Raw genomic sequence first — 18,249 nt, forward strand, 5'->3', positions numbered from 1 at the left:
AAATTGAACCTGCCTACCTAGTGGATGGCAGGGATAAATCGATTGATTCAGGTATACTTGCCTTGCTCTAATTCTTATATTTGACACTATGCATAATTTGAAAAAAATGAAGAAAATATTAATAGTTACAATTTTATTATTAATAAACTATGTTGGATTTACTCAAATAAAAAACTCTAAATCAAAAGATATTTACACAGAGGTCCAAAAATTTATAAAGAATAAACAATGGAAACAAGCTGAACAAAACCTGAATACTCTGTTAAAATTATATCCTAATAGTGCTGTTCTATATTTTAAACGAGGTTATGTTCTTGAGATGGACTTGAGATATGAAGAATGCATACGTGATTTTTCAAAAGCAATTTCTTTGAAGCCAGAAATGCGCACTGCAAGAACTAATCGTGGTTTTGCCTATCGTAAATTAGGTGAGTATGAAAAGGCAATTACCGATTTTACAGCTGAGATTACAGTAAATCCTAGCGCATATTCATACGAACATCGAAGTCTAGTTTATTATCTATCTAAAGATTATGAAAAAGCATTAATAGATATTAACAAATCGATTGATCAAGCCCCTAAAAACCCAATTGCTTATAAAACCAGAGCCTTAATTTATAAAGCAATTGATTTTAAAGAAAAAGCTTGTAAGGATAGACAAAAAGCCATGAAGTTAAAAATTTTAAAAAAATATCCAAAATATAAAACTGACATTTCGCAACTGAAGATATATTGTAAATCATGAAAACTATGCACAACAAAAAACTGAGTTAAAAAACAAGTTCTAAGTTAATTTTGATTTAAAACTCTCATCATAAAGCAACTCAGGCTTTGCTATAGAAAAAGTTTTTTTCTTATTTTTAAAACAAAACTAAAAAACGTCAAAAGTTTTTACTTGTGTTGGCTGGAAATTCTTTAAATTTCTGCGCTGCACTAATCATAACCTGACCATTATCTCTTTTTATGAAAAAAAACTTCGGAAATTTTATTTTTATTTTAATTCTAGCATTTGGTCAATATATTTTTGGGCAAAACATAGTTGGAACTAAATCTTTTGAAACCGAAGATGAAGAAACGATTAAATTGTTACCTGACAACAGGGTGTTATTTGAGGTAAGCGAAAGAATTAGTTATCCAGACAGTACCAATATAATTGGAACAACCTCTGACGGAAAAAAGATATGTGGTTTAAGAATTTCTAATGTGATTCATCAAAGCTATGGAACGTATGAAATAGTGGACTCGACCTTAATAATGGACTTTAAGTACGAGAACCCAATTGAGGACTTGAAAATTATTTCCCTGAATGAAAAAGAAAAAAAGAATAAACATAAATTAAACATCATAAAGAATTTAGATACCAATCATGATTTAAAAGTTTATCAAGATGACAAGGAATTATGTCATATTTTATGGTTATCTGACAAGTGTAAAATTTTTATTGACAGTACTAAAAAACCTTTAGTATTTAACTATAATGGAAATCTAAAAAGTATTACACTTGATTCTCTGATGGATACAATAATTGAAGTAAGAATTAATGATTTAAAAGGTAATAATCAAATCAAAGACGAACGTTTGACTTTTAAACTTAATCAACTCACAGAAAAATAACAAGAGAAATTAGTGCTTTAGAAACCTGTATTCCTCTTCTTTAGAAAATCAAGTAAAAATATCACTAAATTAGAGTGTATATTTGAATTTAAACTTAAAAGGAGGTATGACCATTTCTGAATTAACAAAGAAAATTAACTCTCATCTTAAGGAGAATAATAATTTGAGAGAATTTAAAAATCAATTAGAAAGTTTCAATTTCGATTCAATTTCTGAGTTTGTAGAATTTGATCCTGAAAATTATAAAAAAATAATACTTCATCAGGTTGATCAATTTGAAATAATTTTGATTTGTTGGCTTCCGAATCAGCAAACACCTGAACATAGGCATCCGGAAAACGGGTGTCTAATGAAATTGTATAAGGGGAAATTGAAAGATATTAGAAGAACAGAAGAAGGAGCGTTTGAAACAATTGTTAATGAAAATGAAATTACATACATTGAAGGAGGCGAAATTCATATGATATCTAATATGGAAGAAAATTCTGTTTCACTACATATTTACTCTCCTGGTAAATTTTATAATTGATTTTAATTTGGAAATAAAATACTCTGCATAACATCACCTAAGCGCACATACTTCGCTACCGCTTGTACGTCGCTTAGCCGAGATGTTATAAGTAATCTCAGGTAATGATTACAAATAATAATGAGTTAATTAATCTTAGTATTTCCAAAAATGAAAGGTTTTATTGCAAATTAAATTTCATCATACCATAAAATGATAATTAAAGAATTTAGACCTAAATCAGACTTACTAAAAAAATATATTAAGTCTTTTTACTTTATGAAATCTATGGGTAATAAAAAAACCGAGTTTGTTTATTATCCTCATTTTGTTGAAACTATAAATATTTTCAGTAACTCCACTGTTAAAATTAATGACTACTCATTTAACGTGAAAGAAAAAGAAAATGAGGCTACTATTATTTTAACTGCTACTAAAACAAAATTTAGAACTGCTATAATAAAAAACGCATATGATATTATAGGCATACAATTTTCACCATTAGCAATTCATAATTTTATAAATACTAACGCATTAACGACTATTGAAACTGGCCTTTTTAAAATAACTGATAAAGAAAATCTAGTAAAAATATGTCTTATTCAAGATATTGAAAATAGACTTATCGCTTTGGAATCTTTTTTTGAAAATTCTTATAAAAATGTGCAGCTTGATAAATTATCAACTGCTATAGAATTAATACAGCACTCAAAAGGAAACATTAGAATGAATGATCTAGAGAGGCAAATAAACTTGAGTAGAAGAACTATTTTAAGACAGTTTAAAAAATACCTGTATTGCTCTTTTGAGGATTTTAAAAATACAGTTAGGTTTCGATTAGCCATAGAGAATTTTTCCAATGAAAGCAAAAATATGTCGAGCACCATAGGCGATATTGCTTATTATGATCAATCAGATTTTATTAATCATTTTAAGGCACTTTCTGGTGAATCTCCAAAAAAGTTATTAAAACAGGTCACAAACAATCCTGAATCCATAAAATATTTCTGGAAATTGAAACAAATCTAGATGATGTCTCAATTCTCCAATCATATGTATTCTTCATAATATAATTTTACAAAAAATTATAAATTATGGATACTTTAACATCAATCAAAATTAATTTTAAGGTCAACTATTTAATTGCTGCTATGCTCCTTTTCTATTATTCATGTAATAGTCAAGAAAGCTTAAAAAAAGAAAGCACTTATTTATTTAAAATTGAAAATGGATTAATCCCAACAGTTCAAATAGAAAACGCCCCTGTTTATTACCAACTATTAGATAGAATGAAACATTATGGAGCGGTTGGTTTCTCATTAACTACTATCAAGGATTTCAAAATTGAAGACACGAAGGGTTATGGGTTTTGCCAAAAAGAGAATTCTAATTTAGTTGCAGAAAATTCGGTTTTTAGAGTTGGTTCAATTAGCAAATCTGTTACAGCTATTGTTATTCTTAAACTTCAAGATCAAGGCGTACTAGATTTAGATACAGACATTAAAACCTATTTAAAATCATGGAAATTACCCAAAAGTAAATTTATAAAAAAAACTCCTGTAACGTTAAGAACACTGTTAAACCACACTTCTGGTTTGAAAAAACAGCAGCTGGTAAAACTCGGAGATCATGGATTTATAAAAGGTGAAAAAACATTTACTCTTAATGAAGTTTTAGACGGTAAATCTGCTTTACAACCAATCACCTTTACAACTAAACCAGGAGAAACCTTTAAATATTCTAACCAAGGATACAACCTGATACAAAAAGTAATAGAAGATGTGACAGGGGAATTATTTCAAGATGTTGTCCAGGAATTAGTTCTAACGCCTTTTGGCATGTCAAATAGTACGTTTGAAACAGTATATCCTGACGCTAGTAATACAACGTTTTGTTATGCCTATAAAGATGAAGTAGTTCATGAAGGTTTTTATAAAAACATAACTCAAAAATGTGGAGGAGGTTTATTTTCTACATCTCAAGATTTAGCCAAATTTTCCATAAAAATTGCGAATATAGTTAATGGAAAAGATACATTCTTAAGTACAGCGTTAGCAAAACAACTATTTTCAGAAGATGATTATGGCTTAGGATTTGACCTCATAAAAAAAGATAACCTATTGCTCTTCTCCCATTCCGGAAGAGTTCCTGGATTTTACAGTTTTATGGCAATGGATCCTAAACTAGGAAATGGATTTGTAATGCTGGTTAATTCTGATGGTGTTGATGATTTATTCTGGGAAATGTTGCGTTCTGTAGCTAACGCATTTAATTATGATCTTTGGAAACCCAAAGTAATTACCAAAATTGATATTGATTTAAATAATTATAAAAACTATCTTGGAAGTTATAAAGCAGATGGTGAAGATGAAGACTTTATAATAACCGTTGTTGTTAAAGACAATCAATTGTATTATCAAGAGTTTCATGATAAGGATATCTATGAGTTTCCTTTAGTTCCTATTTCGAAAAATGTTTTTATTGATGGCATTGATGGTAATAAAATTGAATTCAAAACTGATGGGGACACTGTTTTAGGAGCTATGTATGATGACGAGTATAGCTACACTAAAATTTAAGCATTATAAGCTTAAGAAGTGTATAATTGATTATGGCAAAGAGCTAAAACAAAATTTAACTTATAAATTACACTAATTTCTTAAGCAGAATAATCTTGCAGATGATTCCACAACGAAATCATACACGAACACATTTGCTAACATCATATATAGAATCAGAACAAAACTTAGTACTAGATCATAAGGTTATTTCCTTTTTGAGGTAGCGCAATGCTTGTAAAGCAACATAATAGGAACCAATGCGCAAGAAAAACCAAAAAACAAGGTAACAATTCTCTCTGTTACGACACTTATATTAAACATTATCATACATTAAAAATAACAAACTAAATGGCCTATATAACGGATACAAAAACAGAATCTAATATTGGAAATAGAATTTTAGCAGGATTTATTGACTATTTAATTATTTATGCCTTTTTCTTTGCTTATGTGTATGCATACGGAGAACCTGATCCAGATGGAGGGTATTCAGTAAGTGGATTACCAGCTCTGATACCAGTAATTTTCTGGGGACTAATGACAATTGGACTTGAACAACTCTTTGGAGCTACGATAGGAAACTCAATTGTCGGATTAAAACCGATATCAATTAATGGAATTTCTGAAAAACTATCATTCGGGCAATCTTTATTAAGACATTTGTTAGATCCAATTGATATGTTCTTTTTTGGGTTAGTTGGAATTCTTACTATACAAAATTCAGAAAAAAATCAAAGGGTTGGAGATTTAGTGGCTAATACTATAGTTGTAAAGATCAAAGACCTTAAAAAATCCAAATAAAAAGCGTACGATATCCTAGCAACCAAGTGATAACTCTATGGCCCATTTATATTTCCAATGGCACAAACATTTTAAAAAGAAAAAGTTATAAAACAAGTGTAGAATAATCGATTGGTGAAGATACGTTTGACTTAGTCTGATTCATATATTTGGTGTTGTACGTCATTTAAAAAATCGATAAAATGAGTAAGAACTTGATTGAAAAATTAAGGAAAGAAAAAGAGGAATACATCAAAAAACATGATGTAGGATTTTATGTAAATGACACTCATACAAAATTCATTAAAACAAAAAGACATTTAGTAAACTATAATTGGAATTTAAAATATAGTGAAATATCAGGTATAGCTTTTGGGAATATAATGAGAGGAGATGATGACTCATTTTTTATAATTTTTATTTTAGAAGATAAAAAGCCTATTTACTTTAATATGACTTACGAATCTGAGGAAATGCAAGGTTTTGATAAGTTTATGGAAAAATTAAAAGAGAAATTAGACTTGGAACAAATCTGGGAACAAGACAAAGTTATTTTAGCTTATCCAGAAAACTTGAGAGGTAGAGAATTATATAAACCATGGACAAACTCAGTAGAAACTGTTTTTCATGGATTAAAAAGGTTTTTCGGATTAAAACATCACGTCAGTGGAATATTAAAAGATGAATTTGAAATTTACTTGAAAAATAAAAAAACGAACGTACAATAATGTCTATAATTTATTGCTAGTACTGCCTTACTTACAAAAATTCTCTTGGATTTTATATTAGGCTTCTATTTGCTAAATTAGTCCAGAAACCACGCGACTAATCATCCATCAAAGTTGTTAATAACAAGCAAAAAAGACAGCATGCAAGACTATATTGATTTAGCAGAAAAGAATGGAGTTGTCCTTTTAGATAATGGAAAGTGTCAATTTTGTGGTGCAAACACGCAAAGAGGAATTCACGAATGTTTAGAGATTTTTAATCTTGGATTTCAAGATATTGACTTTTCTAATATTAAAAATCACATATATAGATTTCTTATTGTAGATGCCCACACATTACAGCACCCTGAAATTCATGGAAGGTGGAATAACCACTTTCACTTGTCAAGACTTCATTTGATTTTTAAATATGATATAAAGTGGACTTATGAACTATCACCAAAACTTAGTGATTATTTAAATAAATATAAGGTTCATAAACAGGATGAATATCTGACTCCTCCTGAAATTCTAAAAAGAGGAAATATAACAACAACCTACATTAAAGAGAAATCAACCAATAAGGCGGATTGTAAAGAGTTGATAAGAAAATGGGGCTTGAGTGTTTATGAAAAATGGAATATCCACCATAGTATTGTAGATGATATTGCGAAAGGATTTTTAAATCAATAATAAAGGAAGACAGCTGTTATAAGTGTATAAAAAACATGATCCGTTTTTACCAAATTTATTATTTTATGAATTTTTACAATGCCACTAAATTTAAAAATTAGCATTTATCGAAGGAAAAATAAAAGCAAAACATTTATATTTAACTAAGTAATAAACTGAAATGAAAGTGCCTATCACCTGCCCTACGCTTCTTATACTGAATATTAGCAACTATTTCAGAAATGACTAAATACATTAAAATATTAATACTCTTTTTGACTTTATCTGCTTACGGACAGAATATGACTGAAATGAAAACACCAAAAAATGCAAAAGAAAAGTTTGCTGAATTTATTACAAAGAAAAAATTCTATACGGAAAACTATTCACCAAATATTTCGGATGAAAAATTGCGCCCAATATTAACAGAAAAAATTAATGATGTTGCAAAAGATTTCAAGCAAATTTCGGAATCTGAAAATCCAACTGACAAAAAATACCAAGAGGCTATTAGAATTGGACTTTTAAAATTTAATGAAACTGAATTAGGGTTTGATTCAGAGGACAGAGAGAGAATCTTACTTTATTTTCAAGAAATAATGGACATTGTCGCGCTTCAAAGTTCAGATGGTCAATTAAATAATTTTTATTATGGTTTTGACCCAAACGAATTGACAAAAAAAATTAAACCGTGCGATAACATCATATATAAAACCAGATCAAAAATTAGTGTTCTATCGAAAAGTCTTTTCCCTTTTGCAAAGGCGCTAAATATCCAATCAAGCTGAGTACAGGCTTTTATAAAATTGAGAAGAAATAGAAATGAGTATAGAAAAAGCATATAACTCTTGGGCTAGGCAATACGATACGAATGAAAACAAGACTCGTGATTTAGACATAAAAGCAACCATTGAGACTTTATCTAAATATAAGTTTAGATATGTGTTGGAACTAGGTTGTGGAACAGGAAAGAATACTGGTTGGTTATTAAGCAAAGCTGAGCAAGTGATCGGACTTGATTTCTCTGAGAAAATGTTAAATATTGCTAAAGAGAAAATAACTGATAGTAGAGCTGATTTAAAAAAAGCCGATCTTAACAAAGAATGGGAAATCGGAAATCAATTCGCAGACCTGGTAACTTCAAGCCTTACTCTTGAACACATTGATGATTTGAACCATATTTTTAATCAGGCAAATCAGAAGCTTATGAGAAACGGGATTTTCTTCATAAGCGAATTGCATCCTTTTAAACAATATTCAGGAAGTAAAGCAAAATCCGAGACTGAAAGAGGAATTGAAGAGTTAAAAGTCTATATACATCATATTTCTGACTATCTTCATAATGCAGAAAATAATGATTTTAAGCTACTGGAAATAGATGAATGGTTTGACGATAATTCTGAAAAAGAAATACCAAGGCTCATATCTTTTGTATTCAGAAAGAAAAACTGATGTTAACCAAACTTAAACTGCATTAAAATTTAGTTTAGTCAAACCGTTGGCAATAATAAAAAATAATTTGTAACATTTTGACATTCCTTGTATCTAAATGAAAAATAAAGGAGGCAAAATGAAAAAACCTATCATCTTATTAGCATTTATCTTAATAACAATAACAGCTAATTCTCAAACAATTTATTCAAAAGCATTTGGTAACCCCAATAGTGAGCCAATAATTTATCTTCATGGCGGACCTGGATACAATTCAATAGGTTTTGAAGTAACAACGGCGCAAAAACTTAGTGAAAATGGTTTTTTTGTCATTGTTTATGAAAGGCGTGGAGAAGGTCGCTCTCATGATCAAAATGCGAAATTCACATTTCAAGAGACGTTTGATGATTTGAACTCCATCTATAAAAAATTCAACCTAAAAGAGGCTAGCCTAATTGGACATAGTTTTGGAGGAATCGTTGGAACTCTTTATGCAGAGAAATATCCAAATAAAATAAAATTTCTCGTTTTAGTGGCTGCCCCATTATCGATTCAAGAAACATTTAGTACCATCATAAAAACTTCGAAAAGAATTTATGAAAAGAATAAAGATAGCATCAATCTAAAGTACATTGGAATGCTTGAAAAAATGAATAAAAATTCGTTGGAGTATAGTTCATATAGTTTTGGGCATGCCATCCAAAATGGTTTTTATATGCCAAAAGCCCCCTCTGAAGAAGCCATAGCTATTTATACAAAATTGAAATCAGATATTTCTTTTAGAAGCAATGGCACAAAAACGACCTTTGAAGCACCTAAAGGTTTTTGGGAAAATGAAAATTACACTTCAATTGACCTAACGCAACACCTAAAGAATGTATTGAAAAAGAAAATTCAAATTTTTGGTGTATACGGTACTGAAGATGGTCTATATTCAGAAGAACAGTTAATAAAGCTCAAAAAAATAGTGGGCATAAATAATTTTAAATACATCAAGAATTGTTCTCACAACGTCTTTATTGACCAGCAAAATCAGTTTATAAATACTTTGAAAACTTGGATCAAATAATGACATTTGAAGAAATTCATGAAACGTATTGGCCGAAAGTATATAGACAGTGTATGGGATACATGAATGATCACGACGCTGCAAAAGATATTGCACAAGAAACCTTTATTAAAGTTTGGCAACAATTACCAAAATTCAGGAATGAATCTTCCATAAGTACTTGGATATTTAGGATTGCAGTAAATACTTGCTTACGGCAACTTGACAAGGACAAAAAGATGCCAAAATCTGAATTGCCTTTAGAAATTTCAGAAAAAAAATCTATAAACAATGAGCCACAAGTACAGTTTTTATATCAATACATTTCTGAACTTCCCGAAATTGAACGTATCATAATAACACTGGAACTGGAGGATTTAAAACAGAAAGAAATAGCAAAAATTGTTGGCCTTTCAGAAAGTAATGTTAGGGTGAAAATTCACAGAATAAAAGAAAAACTAACTCGAAAATTTCAGAAGAATGGTAGATAATATAAATTTCAAGAAGCTCTGGGATAAGCAGCAAATTGAAATTCCGGAAACAAAAGAACTTATAAAAAAAGCAAATAAGTTTAAAAAAAACACATTCTATAAACTCGTTATAGCTAACGCTCTGTTAGTAATCACTTCCATTTTTATTGGTTTTGTTTGGTATTATTATCAACCCAGGTTTATGATCACAAAAATTGGCCTTATTATCTGTATCATAGCAATGATAATATACCTAGCATTCCACAATACACTTACTCCTCTCCTATTAAAGAATAATCTCGAGCTGGATGCTAAGCTTCAGCTTAAGCAACTGCTAATGCTAAAAGAAAAACAACGTTTTCAACAAACATACTTACTAAATATTTATTTCATCCTACTTTCTTTAGGTTTAAGCCTTTATATGTATGAGTATGTAGCTAAAATGACACTCTCTTGGGCAATTATTTCTTATGGCATTGTACTCTTTTGGGTAGGCCTAAATGCGTTTTATTTTAGACCGAAAATACTTAAGAAGCAACAAGCTAAATTGAATATATTGATAACAAGATTTAAGGAGTTAAATGAACAATTAATTGATTAAAAAAATATGAATACAAAAACATTAATGATATTAAGTGCCATCTTTTTAGGTATTCTGGGGATCATTTTAACATTTCTACCTAATGAAATTATCTCAAATATGACAATAATACCAAATCCTATTACAACTCTATTTTTACAACTACTTGGCGCACTTTACCTAGGATTCGCAATGTTAAATTGGATGTCCAAAGGAACTTTGATTGGTGGGATTTACAATAAACCCTTAGTAGTTGGAAATCTCATGCATTTTGGTGTTGGAGCAATTGCTTTGGTTAAAACTATTTCTGAAATCCAAATCAATTCAGAAATAGTTATTTCACTAACTTTAATATATGTGGTTTTTATGGTATTTTTTGCTTATGCCTTTAAAACGAATCCGATTAAACCAGAAATGCAGAAATAAAAACTAATACCAACATCCTTAGTGCCACTACTAATTTACAGAAATGCCTACTTTTGAAGACTTACTTTCTTTCTTTTCTACCAATGCATTTTGTTCCATGATTTGCAACTCATTAGTGATTCTATTCAGCAACACACCAAAATCATCTTGGTTGATAAGGCTACTTTTGCGACCTGGAAAAATCTCTTCTACAGGAAATCTATAATTAAGATCAATGGTAAATTGATAAAAATTGGTAAGCAACTCACCTTTGGTATTTAAAAGAGGAACATCTAAAATAACTGCATCACTAACGTTATTTGTCTCATTAGGAATTATCCAAGGACGACTTGAAATAAGAACATCAGGATCACGCTTAAGCGTAATTTTTGTGCTAGGTATTCGTTTTTTATTCGTGTACCATTTATTATTCACAGCATCATAGGCATCATAGGTTTCTTTTGCCGTCTTTGCAACATCTAAACTATCTAATGTCGATTTGATCATCATTGTTGCTGCCTCATTAAAAGGGAGTTTAGAATGCAAAGTTTTCATACCTACATGTATCCCAAGTAAGTTTGAATATACATCCTCAACCGAGAAACTAGAGAATTTTTCTGGTATAAAAGGAATGGTGGATGCACCAAACCAAGTAGAAATCTCATGCCATAGGGAAAGATCGTATGTTATTTTTCCCGCTAATAGAATACAATCACTATTACTAAGCTGTGCTGGTACATTCAAATATAAAATCTTACGTCCTGCTTCGTTACGTAAAGGCAAAATTACTTCACCTTTGCCTCTACTATCGAGAATGGTTGTATATAAATAGCGCGTCCAATCAATTTGATCTCGTAAGTGACCAATATCAATAAAACCACCCTTATTTGTATAAATAGTTCCAGTACCTTCACTCTTATTACCCATATAGTGATGCTCACTCAAATCATCAATATTAATAACCTGATCAATAGAAACAAATGGCACACCCCATATTTTTAAATCATAACCAAAAGCACAACAGGCTCTAATAATACGAGGAGGAGTTTTACCTAGATCAACACCTTTATCTTCTATACTTTGAGCACCCATAGTTATAGGAGTAACCACAAAACCTATTAGTATAAATAATTTAATGCTATTTAATGCTATTTTGTAAATGACAAATTTCATACTACTAGATGATAAATATTATAGATTGTTACGCTTCAGCATATCGGGATAAAGTTCGTCTTCAACCCACATAAAATTAGGGAATATGCGAATTATTTTTTCATAGCACAATTTGGCTAGCTGTATCTGATTGGTAGCTTCATACGCTTGCCCCAAAGCAGTCATTGTGTTTATGTACATCCAATTACTGACAACTAGTCCTTGTTTTTCAAAGCTTCTAACTGCCTTTTCGTAATATTTAATCGCTTCTGCCTTATCACCTCCAAAAGCTGATGGGCGATAATACATGGAGTTTCCTTTTTCAATATTTCCTTGAATATTCTCCGGATCTAATTCTATAGATTTATCTATATATTTCATACTTCTCCTACCTAAGTAAATAGCCTTAAAATTTGAGATACCAATGGTAAATGCAATGTAAGCTCCTTTGTATGCTAATAGGGTTGCATTTTCGGGAGATTTTTCCAATAATTTATCAATAATTTCCTCTGATTTATCTATATATTCTTCAGCAGTATCGTGTTTTTCTGCACCGATTAACCAAGCCGTATAACCGTAATAATAACTGATAAGTTCCAATTGTTCTTCATAACTATTCGAATTTACATTTTTTTCACACGAATGCATTAATTCGTACCACGTATCCATTTTACCTCGTGAATAAGCTTTGTAAATTGGTTCTTGATAGGCACTTTGGGAAAAGCCCAATTGTATTGAAAGCAACAAAACGCTGATTCCAATTACAAATCTTGTAATATATTTCGGTCTTTCCATATTAGTTTTTTCTGTTTATTATTTATGAGTCCTTTAATTATTATTAAAAGAAATACAATGTGCTGTGGCAGGACTAAAAGTAAGTTTTGAACAACTGATTGTTGGCTTGCCAACATTACAAAAAATCGAATAGATACAATACCTACAAGGTATGCAGTTAACCACCACAAACCCATATGTACATACACTACAAATGGAGCAATGGTCGTTAAAATTCCAAAAGAAATAGTTACTAAAATACTATTCCCGAAAAATTGAAATATGTTTTTTATGAACCCCTCAATAGCATCATCTAGTCCAACATACATTCGGCAAGAAATGTCGTTATCTCCTAAGCGCGTATCACTAGCGAGGCCCTTTTGTTTAAACAATCTTATTATAGCGATATCTTCTACTTTATGAGACTTATATTTTTCATGAGGCCATATTGTCTTATACGTATCTGCTTTAAACATCATGAATTGTCCATTAGCAGCTGAAAAGATTTTGTTTTTTGACTTTCGAATTAGATAAATTGGAAGTATACTCAATAAAACCCAGTTCATTAAGGGTACTGAAACTTTTTCTCCCAAAGACTTGACTATTTGCTTTGGAAATATCGATAACAAATGAAGTTCGTGTTTCTGAAGATAGCTAATACTACGTTTGATCACGTCTTTTTTCACACTTACATCTGCATCTAAAAAGAGTAATATAGTACCCGTAGCAGCTTGTGCTAGTTGGTGACAAGCATGATTCTTACCTAACCAACCTTGTGGAAGTCCATCCCCATTTAATAGTTTAATATTAGGTTTGAGTGATGCCCAATGCTCAATGATACTTTCCGTTTTATCGGTTGAGTGATCGTTGTAGACAATGATTTCGAGCATACTGTATTCAAACGTAGATAATTGCTCTAGCAAGGTTCCAATATTTTCTTCCTCATTACGAGCGGGTATTAAAATCGAGACACGTGGCACTGACGTTAATGAAGTTACCTTTGGTAAATAAGCAAACGAAAGATAATTAACAAATGCTACAAGCAATCTGATAATAAGCAGGGTTATTAGGAAATAACAGAAATAAATCATTTTACACCTTGTTTTGTAAAACACATTTTTGCAAAACGATTAAATTCTCGTTCTACATCCTCAGCATTTATATTTGTACTTATGGTATGTGTCTCATAATAGACACACATATCGGGTCTAAGTTTAGTTCCATAATTAATAAGATTTACATTATAGACCAATTGGAAATCATTTTTTGTATTTTTTAGAATATGCGAAAGTAAGCCTTTTTCAAAAGTAAACTCTCGTGTATATATGCTCTTTATTCTCCCTTGTGGAAAAAACAAAAATAAATTCTCTTTATCCTGTAACATTTCAACAGCATAATCAAGGCTGGCTATACTTGATCGCTTGCCTTTGTTGATTGAGCTAGCTCCAATTTTAGTTAATAACATATTTTTCCTCAATTCCTTTTCCAGCATCATAAAATTAAACCTTCTTTTAAAAATTTTGAAGTTTAATAAGATTTGAATAAAGCCATCATAAAACGAGAAATGATTACTGATCATAAGAATAGGAAGTCCCTTTTCTTCGTACTGACCTGTATACTTAATACTCCCAAAAAAAAAGCCTATCAGCACTTTCGTATAATACTTAGAAAACTTTACCCACAATTTATTATGATTAGCTCGTATCATTCTTTAGTATAAATATTGAGAATAACTAAAACTATAAAAAAACCGAATTGGACAAAAAATAACCAACGTGCAGGTGGATTGTTTGTATTTATCTTAAATTTCTGAATACCCCAATTAAAAATTAAAGCCAATAAAAACCAGACTATATAGTTATTTATAGGCGGATCATTTTTTGAAAACACCCACATATCCATTAAGGGAGCTGCTTTCTCTAGTAAGATATCGTATAGTACCATCAGTGATGCAGCACCTACAATAATCGGAATGTTTTTGGATGTGTATTTAGAGATAATACTATTAGAAGCATATGTTAAAAAAACCCAATTAAGGCCAATGATAACAGGTACATCAACTATTTTGATACCAAGCCCTTTACCGTACGCATATACTCCAAATAATTTACCAGTTGCTACACCAATAATTTCGATTGCAATGCTTAGTATAAAAATACTTACTAAAACGGCAATCGTTCTTATATTCCACTCTTTATGATGTAAAAAGATTGCTACGGTAACTAAAACAAGTGTGTAAGGTGTAATTAGTATAAACAAATTGTGAGTAAAAGGCGTAAAATATAAAGCCAATCCCACACAGTAAAAAACTATAAAGGTTATTGGAAGCCCCTCATTAACAATGTATTTAATTATCCGGTTCATCTATTATGCGGGTATTTCATTAGCAACACTTTTGCACTAGCTAAACAGCGTGATATTCCTTTAGGATGTGTGTTTTTTTCAAATACACTTACTTCATGTCCTTTTCTGCAAACAACAACCAAGCCACCAATTCTGAAATCAATCATTGCAATCTTCATACCTTTTTAGTTTTTTTAAACCTCTTTTCAAAAATATGAGTTAACGCCAAAGGTGATAAAAGCAATGAAAAATTATAAAACATATCTTCAAGCGGAAATGAAAGAACACGAATTCCCAATATTACTTGAGGGTTATAATCAAAAACGGCTTCTTCAATTCCTGTACCCGTTAAGATTCCGTTTATAATAAAAAATGGGATGAGTAAAATTGGATATATTGCTAAATAGTACTGTACTACTTCTTTGCTAAAATAATAACTTAATAAAAGTATCGCTGGCAAAACAAGGAAATTAACAAAAGTATAGGTCAGATCTTGATTTAACAGCGAAGTTATAATTGATAATACTACAATTATAAAAGTTAATTTTTTTGTCCATTGTTCATTTAACTTGAATTTTGGAAAATGAAATTTAACCGCGTAAAACGAGAACGCGCAAGCGTATGGAATGGCAATAAAAAACAGGTATTCTTCTAAAGGAAGCTTATTTATATATATGCCTGAATTATACATTGGGTTAAAAAACCAACATCCAATATGTGTAAAGATAATATCCCAAGTAACAAAAACCACCATCGTTATTAAGATTGCAGGAAGCAGATATTTCCAACGCTTATATAGTTTAAGATTTTTTTCGAAACTCAAAGCTAGAGGTCCAGCAAGTGAAATAATAAGTATAATTAAATAGAGTGACATAGTTCGTGATTTTCTGGTGTTCTATGCCAGTTTAAGCTTCTTACTGATGTAAATAGAGCCTAATGACCATATCTTAACTCTATTAGGAATTCGAATTCGCTCATTAAGTAATTTCTCGACAGGAGTACTCTCTATCTTTGTTGTAAGTTTAGTGTAATAAAGATAGGCTGCATACACTCCTTTTTTTGAATTATCAGGCAATTCTTTGATTCCTAATAAAGCAACTCTGAAATCTTCGTTAATATCATTAATGATTTTGTTCTTGATATTTTCAGTTAGTTTATTATCCCTCAAGATTGGGAAGTAGATGCGATGTAACTCATTGGTATCATCATTGATATCACGCAAGAAATTTACTTTCTGAAAAGCAGAACCTAAACGCATAGCAGCAGGTTTTAAATCCTGATAACGTTCTTCATCTCCATTAACAAAAACCTTAAGGCACATTAGCCCCACTACATCAGCCGATCCATATATATACGCTTTAATCTCATTATCATCGAACTCTTTCTTTGATAAATCACTGCGCATGCTTTTTAAGAAAGCTTGTATTAATTCATCATCAATATTGTATTTACGAACCGTTATTTGAAATGAATTGAGTATTGGATTCAGGCTTATACCTTGGTCATAGGCGCGATAGTAATCTTCTTCAAAATTTGAAAATAAAGTGGCTTTATCGTAATCGTGAAATGTATCAACAATCTCATCCGCAAAACGCACAAAGCCATAAATACTATAGATGCAATCTCTTATTGATTTATCAAACAGTTTAATACCCATTGAAAATGAAGTACTATAATTTTGTGTAACAATTTTACTACACTTAAATGATACATCATCAAATAATTCCTTCATTTACTCCTTTTTAAATTTTTCTAATGCAATTTGATGATAATACAATATCATAATCATCACTACTTAAAAACATTACTTCAATCTATTCACCTGTATAAGAGGTATATGTCTGAAGAGCTAGTTACGCATTAAAACTATTTAATTCTTCTTACTTAGTATGTTGACAAGTTAATATCGTTTGCAAAAGTAATCATCTTTTTCAAACTCGCCTACTTTTTAAATAGGCAATTACACTATCCTATAAACCTCTCTTAGTGTGGTTTGGTCATCTTTATAGTTTAATCATAAAATGTTGGAATTACTTATTGTAAAAAATATTCCTCTAGGCATAAATAACATTTTATGACAAAACATAGCTATCCTTTAAGTCCACGAGGTTTGTTATATTTAATGCATGCTATAAAAATAACTTCATAAGAATAATTGAAATAAAAGGTTTCTCACAAAAAAAACAATAAATTGAACTTGACTATTAAAAAGTAATATAATGAAAACTAAAATAACTGAACTGTTTGGTATTGAACATCCTATCATGCAAGGAGGAATGCACTATGTAGGGTTTGCTGAATTGGCTGCAGCTGTTTCTAATGCAGGTGGTATTGGAACAATAACAGGATTAACCCAAAAAACTCCAGCTGATTTAGCAAATGAAATTGCAAAATGTAAAGACCTGACCGATAAACCTTTTGCAGTAAATCTAACATTTTTACCGACCGTTAATGCACCTGATTATCCTGGTTATGTAAAAGCCATTATTGAAGGAGGTGTAACAGTTGTAGAAACTGCAGGACGTAATCCTCAAGAGGTTCTGCCATATCTAAAAGGTGCAGGAATTAAGATCATTCATAAATGCACTTCTGTAAGACATGCCCTAAAAGCTCAGTCTATTGGTTGTGATGCTGTCTCAGTTGATGGTTTCGAGTGTGGTGGTCATCCAGGAGAAGATGATATTCCGAATATGATTTTACTACCACGTGCTCAAGAAGAATTAGAAATTCCATTTTTGGCTTCCGGTGGAATGGCAGATGCTCGCTCTTTGGTAGCTTCTTTAGCTATGGGTGCTGAAGGTATAAATATGGGAACCCGCTTTATGGCGACTCAAGAAGCACCTATCCATGAAAATGTAAAACAAGCCATTTTGGACGCCACTGAATTGGATACACGTTTAGTTATGCGACCGTTAAGAAATACAGAACGAGTAATGAACAATGCAGCCGTGCAGCGATTGCTAGAAAAAGAAAAAAAATTAGGAAAGAACATCCAATTTGAAGATATCATTGAGGAAGTAGCAGGCGTATATCCCAAAATTATGATTGACGGAGATATGGAGATTGGAGCATGGTCTTGCGGGATGGTAGTAGGGCTGATTCATGATATACCAACCTGTAAAGAGCTAATTGACCGTATTATGGAAGAAACAAACAACCTAATTACCAAAAGATTGAACGGTTTACTTTGAGTTAAATAAAACA

General features: G+C 30.9%; 23 protein-coding genes. 15 read left to right on the forward strand and 8 right to left on the reverse strand.

Annotated features, from left to right (window positions below):
• The first annotated feature begins 106 nt into the window (after positions 1 to 106).
• The 14 genes from Q0975_RS15620 to Q0975_RS15685 all read left to right on the forward strand — a co-directional run bounded on the left by Q0975_RS15620 (position 107) and on the right by Q0975_RS15685 (position 10,797).
• Positions 107 to 745: a tetratricopeptide repeat protein gene (locus tag Q0975_RS15620; RefSeq protein ID WP_299438316.1), complete on the forward strand. Its 639-nt coding sequence runs from the start codon at positions 107 to 109 to the stop codon at positions 743 to 745.
• A gap of 218 nt (positions 746 to 963) precedes the next feature.
• Positions 964 to 1,614 carry a hypothetical protein gene (locus Q0975_RS15625; protein WP_299438318.1) on the forward strand — a complete coding sequence of 217 codons (651 nt, stop codon included), beginning with the start codon at positions 964 to 966 and terminating at the stop codon, positions 1,612 to 1,614.
• A gap of 82 nt (positions 1,615 to 1,696) precedes the next feature.
• Positions 1,697 to 2,143 (forward strand): cysteine dioxygenase family protein, encoded by a 447-nt coding sequence (locus tag Q0975_RS15630; RefSeq protein WP_299438320.1) that lies wholly within the window; start codon positions 1,697 to 1,699, stop codon positions 2,141 to 2,143.
• A gap of 369 nt (positions 2,144 to 2,512) precedes the next feature.
• Positions 2,513 to 3,151 (forward strand): helix-turn-helix domain-containing protein, encoded by a 639-nt coding sequence (locus tag Q0975_RS15635; protein ID WP_299438322.1) that lies wholly within the window; start codon positions 2,513 to 2,515, stop codon positions 3,149 to 3,151.
• Positions 3,152 to 3,216: 65 nt separating this feature from the next.
• The gene (locus tag Q0975_RS15640; protein WP_299438324.1) at positions 3,217 to 4,701 is read left to right on the forward strand and encodes a serine hydrolase domain-containing protein; all 1,485 of its coding nucleotides are present in this window, start codon (positions 3,217 to 3,219) and stop codon (positions 4,699 to 4,701) included.
• A 330-nt stretch (positions 4,702 to 5,031) separates the two neighbouring features.
• Positions 5,032 to 5,484 carry an RDD family protein gene (locus Q0975_RS15645; protein WP_299438325.1) on the forward strand — a complete coding sequence of 151 codons (453 nt, stop codon included), beginning with the start codon at positions 5,032 to 5,034 and terminating at the stop codon, positions 5,482 to 5,484.
• Between the two features lie 182 nt (positions 5,485 to 5,666).
• Positions 5,667 to 6,191: a hypothetical protein gene (locus Q0975_RS15650; RefSeq protein ID WP_299438327.1), complete on the forward strand. Its 525-nt coding sequence runs from the start codon at positions 5,667 to 5,669 to the stop codon at positions 6,189 to 6,191.
• Between the two features lie 141 nt (positions 6,192 to 6,332).
• Complete coding sequence (locus Q0975_RS15655; protein WP_299438329.1) at positions 6,333 to 6,863, forward strand: DUF5946 family protein; 531 nt, start codon at positions 6,333 to 6,335, stop codon at positions 6,861 to 6,863.
• 221 nt (positions 6,864 to 7,084) lie between these two features.
• On the forward strand, positions 7,085 to 7,630 hold the full coding sequence (locus Q0975_RS15660; protein WP_299438331.1) for a DUF4844 domain-containing protein: 546 nt from the start codon (positions 7,085 to 7,087) through the stop codon (positions 7,628 to 7,630).
• 34 nt (positions 7,631 to 7,664) lie between these two features.
• A complete protein-coding gene (locus Q0975_RS15665; RefSeq protein ID WP_299438333.1) occupies positions 7,665 to 8,294 on the forward strand; it encodes a class I SAM-dependent methyltransferase in 630 nt (209 codons plus the stop codon).
• Positions 8,295 to 8,391: 97 nt separating this feature from the next.
• Entirely contained in the window at positions 8,392 to 9,342 is a 951-nt protein-coding gene (locus tag Q0975_RS15670) for an alpha/beta hydrolase (protein ID WP_299438335.1), read from the forward strand.
• On the forward strand, positions 9,342 to 9,812 hold the full coding sequence (locus Q0975_RS15675; protein WP_299438337.1) for an RNA polymerase sigma factor: 471 nt from the start codon (positions 9,342 to 9,344) through the stop codon (positions 9,810 to 9,812). Before Q0975_RS15670 ends, Q0975_RS15675 begins: the two co-directional genes overlap by 1 nt.
• Positions 9,802 to 10,392 (forward strand): hypothetical protein, encoded by a 591-nt coding sequence (locus Q0975_RS15680; RefSeq protein ID WP_299438339.1) that lies wholly within the window; start codon positions 9,802 to 9,804, stop codon positions 10,390 to 10,392. Before Q0975_RS15675 ends, Q0975_RS15680 begins: the two co-directional genes overlap by 11 nt.
• Before the next feature lie 6 nt (positions 10,393 to 10,398).
• Entirely contained in the window at positions 10,399 to 10,797 is a 399-nt protein-coding gene (locus Q0975_RS15685; protein WP_299438341.1) for a hypothetical protein, read from the forward strand.
• Positions 10,798 to 10,827: 30 nt separating this feature from the next.
• Here Q0975_RS15685 and Q0975_RS15690 read toward each other — a convergent pair whose 3' ends face one another.
• From Q0975_RS15690 to Q0975_RS15725, 8 genes are all read right to left on the reverse strand, one after another.
• Positions 10,828 to 11,949 (reverse strand): DUF4056 domain-containing protein, encoded by a 1,122-nt coding sequence (locus Q0975_RS15690; RefSeq protein WP_299438343.1) that lies wholly within the window; start codon positions 11,947 to 11,949, stop codon positions 10,828 to 10,830.
• An 18-nt stretch (positions 11,950 to 11,967) separates the two neighbouring features.
• Complete coding sequence (locus tag Q0975_RS15695; protein ID WP_299438345.1) at positions 11,968 to 12,723, reverse strand: M48 family metallopeptidase; 756 nt, start codon at positions 12,721 to 12,723, stop codon at positions 11,968 to 11,970.
• Positions 12,690 to 13,682 (reverse strand): glycosyltransferase, encoded by a 993-nt coding sequence (locus Q0975_RS15700; protein WP_299438347.1) that lies wholly within the window; start codon positions 13,680 to 13,682, stop codon positions 12,690 to 12,692. The genes Q0975_RS15695 and Q0975_RS15700 overlap by 34 nt, the downstream gene beginning before the upstream one ends.
• 107 nt (positions 13,683 to 13,789) lie before the next feature.
• The gene (locus Q0975_RS15705; protein ID WP_299438349.1) at positions 13,790 to 14,410 is read right to left on the reverse strand and encodes a 1-acyl-sn-glycerol-3-phosphate acyltransferase; all 621 of its coding nucleotides are present in this window, start codon (positions 14,408 to 14,410) and stop codon (positions 13,790 to 13,792) included.
• Positions 14,407 to 15,066, reverse strand: a complete 660-nt coding sequence (locus Q0975_RS15710) for a carotenoid biosynthesis protein (protein WP_299438351.1) — start codon at positions 15,064 to 15,066, stop codon at positions 14,407 to 14,409. The genes Q0975_RS15705 and Q0975_RS15710 overlap by 4 nt, the downstream gene beginning before the upstream one ends.
• Positions 15,063 to 15,224: a hypothetical protein gene (locus tag Q0975_RS15715; RefSeq protein WP_299438353.1), complete on the reverse strand. Its 162-nt coding sequence runs from the start codon at positions 15,222 to 15,224 to the stop codon at positions 15,063 to 15,065. The genes Q0975_RS15710 and Q0975_RS15715 overlap by 4 nt, the downstream gene beginning before the upstream one ends.
• Positions 15,221 to 15,919 carry a lycopene cyclase domain-containing protein gene (locus Q0975_RS15720; RefSeq protein WP_299438355.1) on the reverse strand — a complete coding sequence of 233 codons (699 nt, stop codon included), beginning with the start codon at positions 15,917 to 15,919 and terminating at the stop codon, positions 15,221 to 15,223. The genes Q0975_RS15715 and Q0975_RS15720 overlap by 4 nt, the downstream gene beginning before the upstream one ends.
• A gap of 21 nt (positions 15,920 to 15,940) precedes the next feature.
• Complete coding sequence (locus Q0975_RS15725; RefSeq protein ID WP_299438357.1) at positions 15,941 to 16,777, reverse strand: phytoene/squalene synthase family protein; 837 nt, start codon at positions 16,775 to 16,777, stop codon at positions 15,941 to 15,943.
• Between the two features lie 487 nt (positions 16,778 to 17,264).
• Between Q0975_RS15725 and Q0975_RS15730 the strand changes: the two genes are divergently transcribed.
• Complete coding sequence (locus tag Q0975_RS15730; protein ID WP_299438359.1) at positions 17,265 to 18,236, forward strand: nitronate monooxygenase family protein; 972 nt, start codon at positions 17,265 to 17,267, stop codon at positions 18,234 to 18,236.
• Positions 18,237 to 18,249 lie beyond the last annotated feature (13 nt).

The organism is uncultured Aquimarina sp. (assembly GCF_947500065.1).
Lineage (GTDB): Bacteria > Bacteroidota > Bacteroidia > Flavobacteriales > Flavobacteriaceae > Aquimarina.

Excerpts from the sequence above, each read along its gene's own strand:
- Q0975_RS15620 (WP_299438316.1), top strand. The coding sequence starts at position 107 with ATGAAGAAAATATTAATAGTTACAATTTTATTATTAATAAACTATGTT.
- Q0975_RS15625 (WP_299438318.1), top strand. The coding sequence starts at position 964 with ATGAAAAAAAACTTCGGAAATTTTATTTTTATTTTAATTCTAGCATTT.
- Q0975_RS15640 (WP_299438324.1), top strand. The coding sequence starts at position 3,217 with ATGGATACTTTAACATCAATCAAAATTAATTTTAAGGTCAACTATTTA.
- Q0975_RS15645 (WP_299438325.1), top strand. The coding sequence starts at position 5,032 with ATGGCCTATATAACGGATACAAAAACAGAATCTAATATTGGAAATAGA.
- Q0975_RS15650 (WP_299438327.1), top strand. The coding sequence starts at position 5,667 with ATGAGTAAGAACTTGATTGAAAAATTAAGGAAAGAAAAAGAGGAATAC.
- Q0975_RS15655 (WP_299438329.1), top strand. The coding sequence starts at position 6,333 with ATGCAAGACTATATTGATTTAGCAGAAAAGAATGGAGTTGTCCTTTTA.
- Q0975_RS15660 (WP_299438331.1), top strand. The coding sequence starts at position 7,085 with ATGACTAAATACATTAAAATATTAATACTCTTTTTGACTTTATCTGCT.
- Q0975_RS15665 (WP_299438333.1), top strand. The coding sequence starts at position 7,665 with ATGAGTATAGAAAAAGCATATAACTCTTGGGCTAGGCAATACGATACG.
- Q0975_RS15670 (WP_299438335.1), top strand. The coding sequence starts at position 8,392 with ATGAAAAATAAAGGAGGCAAAATGAAAAAACCTATCATCTTATTAGCA.
- Q0975_RS15675 (WP_299438337.1), top strand. The coding sequence starts at position 9,342 with ATGACATTTGAAGAAATTCATGAAACGTATTGGCCGAAAGTATATAGA.
- Q0975_RS15680 (WP_299438339.1), top strand. The coding sequence starts at position 9,802 with ATGGTAGATAATATAAATTTCAAGAAGCTCTGGGATAAGCAGCAAATT.
- Q0975_RS15685 (WP_299438341.1), top strand. The coding sequence starts at position 10,399 with ATGAATACAAAAACATTAATGATATTAAGTGCCATCTTTTTAGGTATT.
- Q0975_RS15690 (WP_299438343.1), bottom strand. The coding sequence starts at position 11,949 with ATGAAATTTGTCATTTACAAAATAGCATTAAATAGCATTAAATTATTT.
- Q0975_RS15695 (WP_299438345.1), bottom strand. The coding sequence starts at position 12,723 with ATGGAAAGACCGAAATATATTACAAGATTTGTAATTGGAATCAGCGTT.
- Q0975_RS15705 (WP_299438349.1), bottom strand. The coding sequence starts at position 14,410 with ATGATACGAGCTAATCATAATAAATTGTGGGTAAAGTTTTCTAAGTAT.
- Q0975_RS15710 (WP_299438351.1), bottom strand. The coding sequence starts at position 15,066 with ATGAACCGGATAATTAAATACATTGTTAATGAGGGGCTTCCAATAACC.
- Q0975_RS15715 (WP_299438353.1), bottom strand. The coding sequence starts at position 15,224 with ATGAAGATTGCAATGATTGATTTCAGAATTGGTGGCTTGGTTGTTGTT.
- Q0975_RS15720 (WP_299438355.1), bottom strand. The coding sequence starts at position 15,919 with ATGTCACTCTATTTAATTATACTTATTATTTCACTTGCTGGACCTCTA.
- Q0975_RS15725 (WP_299438357.1), bottom strand. The coding sequence starts at position 16,777 with ATGAAGGAATTATTTGATGATGTATCATTTAAGTGTAGTAAAATTGTT.
- Q0975_RS15730 (WP_299438359.1), top strand. The coding sequence starts at position 17,265 with ATGAAAACTAAAATAACTGAACTGTTTGGTATTGAACATCCTATCATG.